We start from the raw sequence: 6335 nt of genomic DNA on the forward strand, positions 1-6335 counted from the left end.
TGTGAAAAATAGTAGATAAAAGAAATGGATGGTAAGGAAATGACATTTAAAGATGTCAATTGTTTTAACGGGGCAAAGAAAATAGTGATTTACGAGAATGATATTGTAGTATATAATGTCGAAGAGTCTTTCACAAAAGGAGTTGAAATTATGGCTAAAAAAATATCCATTTTTATTGGTGTTATTGTCGTTTTATTTGCAGGTCTATATTTTGTTGTTGACTACAAAAATAACCAAGCTGTTGAAGATAACAACAACCCTTATGGAGATAAAGAGCTAGAACAGGGCACAATTGATCAATTAGATGATCCAAACTATCAGAATCAGATTATGCCAGATGAGCTCAAAAAGAAAGTAGATAGTGGTGATCCTGTAACGGTTTATTTTTATAGTCCAACATGTTCACACTGTCAATCAACTACTCCGTATCTTGTGCCGTTAGCAGAAGATAATGACATCGATATGAAAAAAATGAACTTACTTGAGTTTAAAGATGAGTGGGAAGTTTACAGAATAGATTCTACACCAACTGTAGTCCATTTTGAAGATGGCAAAGAAGTTTCACGTATTGTTGGTGATCAGGGGGAAGCTAATTTTCAAACCTTCTTTGATGAATATGTAAATAGATAAAACAGTAACATGTTATAGAGTTTGACATGTAGAATCGAAAAGCCAGCTATTGAATAGTTGGCTTTTCTAAATAGTAAAGGCATGGCGATTTAATGGGATTATCTTTTTAGAGTGTGAAGTCTACTAATTATTAGGAGGGGTATCTTGTTTTATACATTATATTGCCGTATGTATCAACAAAAAATGAAGATTGCAAGTAAATGGATACATTGGCGTACACCCATATTAATTAAAGGTGAAAATAGTCTGCAACAATTACCGAAAGTGTTGGAGCAAAATAAGCAAACACGAGTACTCATTGTAACGGATAAAGGATTAAGCGAATCAGGGTTACTTGATACTTTATGTGCTGATTTACAATGTGCTAACATTGATTACGCTATTTACGATAAAACAGTCCCTAACCCAACTGTTAGAAATATTGAAGAAGCACTTACTTTATTTTGCGACCAACAATGTAAAGCAATGATTGCTTTAGGGGGTGGATCCGTTATAGACTGTGCAAAAGTAGTTGGGGCTAGATTTGCTTATCCAAATAAATCTATATCTAAAATGAAAGGTCAATTAAAGGTTCGTAAAGAGACACCAACATTATATGCTGTCCCGACTACTGCAGGGTCTGGGAGTGAAGCAACGTTAGCAGCTGTTGTTAGTAATCCTGCTACTTCCGAAAAGTATGCTATTAATTCCCCAGTGTTAACCCCAAATTATGCTTTGCATGATCCAAAATTGCTTGTTAATCTTCCGCCGTTTATGACGGCAACCACAGGTATGGATGCGCTAACGCATGCAATTGAAGCGTTTATCGGAAAGAGCAATACGCAAAAGACGCGTGATTGGAGTAAGCAGGCTGTGGTTTTAATTTTTGGAAATTTGGAACAAAGTTATATAGAGCCAGAAGATTTAACAGCTAGAGCAAGCATGCAAAAGGCTTCCTATCTAGCTGGAAAAGCTTTTACTCGCGCTTATGTTGGCTATGTTCATGCTATCGCTCATACATTCGGTGGTTTTTATCAGGTGCCACATGGTTACGCAAATGCTATTATATTGCCATATGTTTTGGAATTTTATGATGACGTGGTTTACGATTTATTGGCTGAACTTGCAGATACAGTACAGCCTATCAACCAATTCTCATCTAATAAAGAGAAAGCACTTTGGATGATCAGGGAAATAAAACGAATGAATAAAGCAATGGGTATCCCTGAAAAAATAGCTACAATTGATAAAGGTGTTATCCCTAAAATGGTAGAAAGGGCTCTAAAGGAAGCAAACCCATTATATCCAGTCCCTAAAATACTAACTAAACAAGATTTGTACCACCTGTATTATCAAATTACTGAATGATTATCCATACTGAGATTTTTGGCTACCGTTTCCGTTTTTTTCGATAGCTACTGCACCCTGATCGCGACATAAAAAGATACGATTATTTCTCATCTGTCACCATATGATAAGATGTTATAAATGGTCGATCTGCATAATAATCGGGAGTTTTCACAGATGGATTCTTATGTGCTTGTTTAAACTGATCTGACGTTTTCCAATTCTCAAAATCTTGTACAGAGCGCCATTGGGTGAAAACAATGTAGGTATTTCCTTTTTTTGGTTTCAACAGGCGAAATGCTTGGAATCCTGGCATTTTTTCTACCTCATGTTTGCGATTTTGAAAATGATGCTCAAAAACGGGTTGCCCTTCTTCTGTTACGGGTATGTTATTCATAACAACATATCCTTCTTCTTGTATCGCTCCAATTGTAATTAAAATTACATATTCTCTTCCAGAATTGAAAATGCTTTTAGCTTTATCCTCATAATAGGCAAGCGAACTGGATTCACCATGCATAAGGGATATATGTTTTTTTGGGTGTTTATCAATGATTTTTTGTAAGAATTCAGCGGTGCCGTTTGTCATGTGAGCAAACATAATCATTACCTCCTCGTATAGTATGTTTAGGCATTACTTTCGCCTTCTCAATCTTGAGTCATTCATAAAAATTGATCTGCTAGTGCACCCGTTACTTTTTACTACAGGCGGACGCTTTCCTCAGGGCTGCTTGAGCCTCCTCGCTCACAAAAACCGTTCGCTGTGGGGTGTCAAGACTCATGCTCTCCCCGCTGGAGTCGCCGCCTTCCGTTCCAAGTAACTTGGTTTGGAATTCATGATGAGTAAAAGCCTTAAATAATATGTCAAATACCTTGGACGTTCCGTGATGTTCCTAGATAATGGGCTTAGGATCATTTGGGACAATTCTTTTTTCCTCCTGCGGGCATAACTGCATTACTAAGACTGTTTCTCCGTGTGCGTTTCGACCTTCAACCTTTCCATAAAGACTTGGCGCTAAGCTAAGTCTTTATGAAGTGAAATTAGACAGTAGATGCTTGACTTACTATAGTAAGTATCTCTTACCTACTATACTACCTTAGTGAACAGGAGCTAAGTCAAATCATTTCTCTTTTTTCCAGATATGCTGTAAAACTCTCACCTACTTCAAGAACTGAAAATAGAGTATAGGTGTTTTAAACACAGCCATTTTTGAAGCGTTCTGCATCATATTATTAAGAGAAATTGAAACAATTATTATTTAATATGAAATATAAATACTTTAAGATTATATCATTCTGTCGTATAATGTAGAAGTGACAATATAGAGGTGAACCAATGAGCAGAATAGAAAAAAGGAAGAAGAAGCGTTCACGCTTGTTGAAGAAATGGAAAATAATTTTATATAGTTGTTTGTTAATGATAATCATCGGGTTAGTTAGTTATGCTTCCATTATTTTTGGTGGTCGGTTGATTGTTGATGATGAACAATTTTTTTTGGACGCAACGACAACGGTAGAAACAAGAGATGGCAAGGTAATTGGAAGGCTTTATCATGAAAATCGTACCTTAGCTAATTTAGATGACATACCTGAGCATGTGCGAGATGCATTTATTGCTATTGAAGATCGCAGGTTTTATGACCATCAAGGGGTTGATTTTCGTTCTGTTTTTCGAGCGGTGTATAAAGATATTTTGGCTATGCAGAAAGTAGAAGGCGCTAGCACGATTACACAACAACTTGTTAAAAATTTATTTTTAAGTCATGAGAAAACATGGCTTCGTAAAACCAAAGAAGTCATGGCATCTGTTTATTTAGAACGCACATTACCGAAAGAGCGGATATTGGAATTGTATTTAAACGAAATTTACTTTGGACATGGCGTTTACGGCATAGCTACAGCTGCTAAATATTATTTTTCCAAAGATGTAGAGGATCTGTCTATAGCAGAAGGTGCATTGTTAGCTGGTCTTGCTAAAGCACCTAATGGATATTCACCCATTAACTATCCTGAAAAGGCAATAGATCGCAGGAAGACAGTACTCTTGGCAATGAAAGATATTGGCGTTATAAGCGAAGAACAACAAAATAAAGCAAAAAAGCAGGAGCTTGATCTGAAAGTAAATAAATGGGATCCTGAACCATGGTGGACAGACTATAGTGATTTTGTTATGAAAGAAGCCGCTCAAGAACATCGTTTATCGTTAGAGGAATTAAAGCGAGGCGGTTATCGTTTAATTGTTAACGTTGATCCTGCTGTACAAAAAGTCGCTTATGAACAATTTAAACAGGATTCCTATTTTCCTGGGAGCACGGATGATGTACAAGGCGCTTTTACGATGATGGATCACAAAACAGGGGATATCGTAGCAGTAATTGGTGGACGTGATTTTACATTTGGTGACTTGAATCGAGCAACTGCATCGAGGCAACCAGGTTCTACCTTCAAACCACTAGCGGTTTATGGTCCAGCACTTATGAAAGAAGAAAAGTATCACCCTTATGCTTTAATACCCGATCAAAAACAAGCCTATGATGGTTATACAGCTGAAAATTACGATGACCAGTATGGTGGTTTTGTTTCCATTTATGATGCCATTCTTTATTCTAAAAACGCCCCTGCTGTATGGTTATTAAATGAAATTGGGATTACGGATGCAAAGAAGTATTTAAAAAAGCTCCATCTTCCTGTCGAGGATAAAGGATTAGCTATTGCTTTGGGTGGATTATCTAAAGGAGTAACGCCAGCTGGATTAATGGAAGCTTATACTAGTTTTGCTCAGCGTGGAAAAGTCGTTAAAGCTCAAGCTATTTATCAAATTAAGGATCGACACCACCAAAAAGTGTTTCAAGCGAATCGAAAGGCAGAAAAAGTATTTAGTCCACAAGTAGCTTGGAATATGACGGAAATGCTAGAGCAAACCGTTAAATCAGGAACAGCGTCAGCAGGAAGTTTTACAAAAGCATTAGCTGGAAAGACAGGATCTACAGAGCATCCGCAAATGGAAGGAAAGGTAAAAGATGCGTGGTTTGCAGGCTATACCCCAACGTATGCAATGGCATTATGGATGGGGTACGATCAAACGGATGAGGAGCATTATTTAACGGGCGGAAGTGCCTATCCGACGAGGTTAGTGAAATCTATTTTAACAGAGATCGATCAGCAAGAGCCATTGGCGGATTCGTTTGCGAAACCTGCAGAAGTAGATGCTTTACCGGAACCTATCATACTACCAGAAATTAAAAATGTACAAGCCAGTTATGCTTTTGGTAGTTTGTCTTTGTTTCAGGGGAAGATTACTTGGCAAGGGTCAGAGGATGACCGCGTTATCTATCGAATTTACCGAAAAAAAGAAGGTATCGATGAACGAGTTGGTCAAGTCAAAGGAGAAATGGAATTTGTAGTTGAAAACGCATTGTTGAACGCGAAAGAATATTATGTTGTCCCTTATGACCCGTTGACAAAAACGGAAGGCTCACCATCTAACACAGTAACGCTTAGCTGGGGAGCATGATTTAGACAAAATAATGACAAATAGTAGCGCTTACTGTACACAATTCCAGATGATCGTTATAGTAAGATTGGGAATATAGAACGTTGAAAAGGATGGATGGGCATGGCAAACAAATTCAATGATACGATTATTCGAGCTTATAAAGGGGAATCTACGAATTATACACCAGCTTGGTTTATGCGTCAGGCTGGGAGGTCACAACCTGAATATAGAAAATTAAAAGAGAAGTATTCTTTATTTGAAATTACACATCAACCAGAATTATGTGCCTATGTAACGAGATTACCAGTAGAAAATTACAATGTAGACGCAGCCATTCTGTATAAAGATATCATGTCTCCACTGCCAGCATTAGGGGTGGATGTGGAAATTAAATCAGGTATTGGTCCAGTGATTGATAATCCAATTGCCTCTCTTCGTGATGTAGAAAAGCTTGGAGCAATTGATCCACAATCCGATGTTCCGTATGTATTGGAGACAATTCGCCTGTTGACACAAGAACAGTTACAAGTACCCTTAATCGGTTTTAGTGGCGCTCCTTTTACATTGGCGAGCTATATGATTGAGGGAGGACCATCAAAGAACTACAGTAAAACGAAAGCATTTATGTATCAGCAACGAGAAGCATGGTTTTTATTAATGGATAAATTGGCTGATATGACCATTACGTATGTAGAAGCTCAGATTGAAGCTGGTGCACAGGCTATTCAAATTTTTGATTCTTGGGTAGGTAATTTAAATGCATCTGATTACCGTATTTTTATTAAACCAGTAATGACAAGAATTTTTTCTGAACTGCAACGACATGATGTCCCACTCATTCTATTTGGTGTCGGCGCACGGCATTTATTGATGGAGTTTAACA

At 37.5% G+C, this 6335-nt stretch carries 5 protein-coding genes; 4 read left to right on the forward strand and 1 reads right to left on the reverse strand.

Translation table 11 applies throughout. The features are described from left to right. Positions 1–24 precede the first annotated feature (24 nt). Entirely contained in the window at positions 25–630 is a 606-nt protein-coding gene (locus HLX49_RS10080) for a thioredoxin family protein (protein ID WP_331805636.1), read from the forward strand. Positions 631–774: 144 nt separating this feature from the next. Beyond that, positions 775–1977 carry an iron-containing alcohol dehydrogenase gene (locus HLX49_RS10085; protein ID WP_418387655.1) on the forward strand — a complete coding sequence of 401 codons (1203 nt, stop codon included), beginning with the start codon at positions 775–777 and terminating at the stop codon, positions 1975–1977. 82 nt (positions 1978–2059) lie between these two features. Here the strand turns inward: HLX49_RS10085 and HLX49_RS10090 are convergent, their stop codons facing one another. Continuing rightward, a complete protein-coding gene (locus HLX49_RS10090; RefSeq protein WP_077703056.1) occupies positions 2060–2557 on the reverse strand; it encodes an antibiotic biosynthesis monooxygenase family protein in 498 nt (165 codons plus the stop codon). A gap of 735 nt (positions 2558–3292) precedes the next feature. Here HLX49_RS10090 and HLX49_RS10095 point away from each other — a divergent pair. Continuing rightward, positions 3293–5470 (forward strand): transglycosylase domain-containing protein, encoded by a 2178-nt coding sequence (locus HLX49_RS10095; RefSeq protein ID WP_296361645.1) that lies wholly within the window; start codon positions 3293–3295, stop codon positions 5468–5470. 102 nt (positions 5471–5572) lie between these two features. Continuing rightward, on the forward strand, positions 5573–6335 hold a 763-nt coding region (gene hemE, locus HLX49_RS10100), incomplete at its 3' end, for a uroporphyrinogen decarboxylase (RefSeq protein WP_296361648.1).

Origin of the sequence: Virgibacillus sp. (assembly GCF_013393565.1) — a bacterium.
GTDB lineage: Bacteria > Bacillota > Bacilli > Bacillales > Amphibacillaceae > Virgibacillus > Virgibacillus dokdonensis.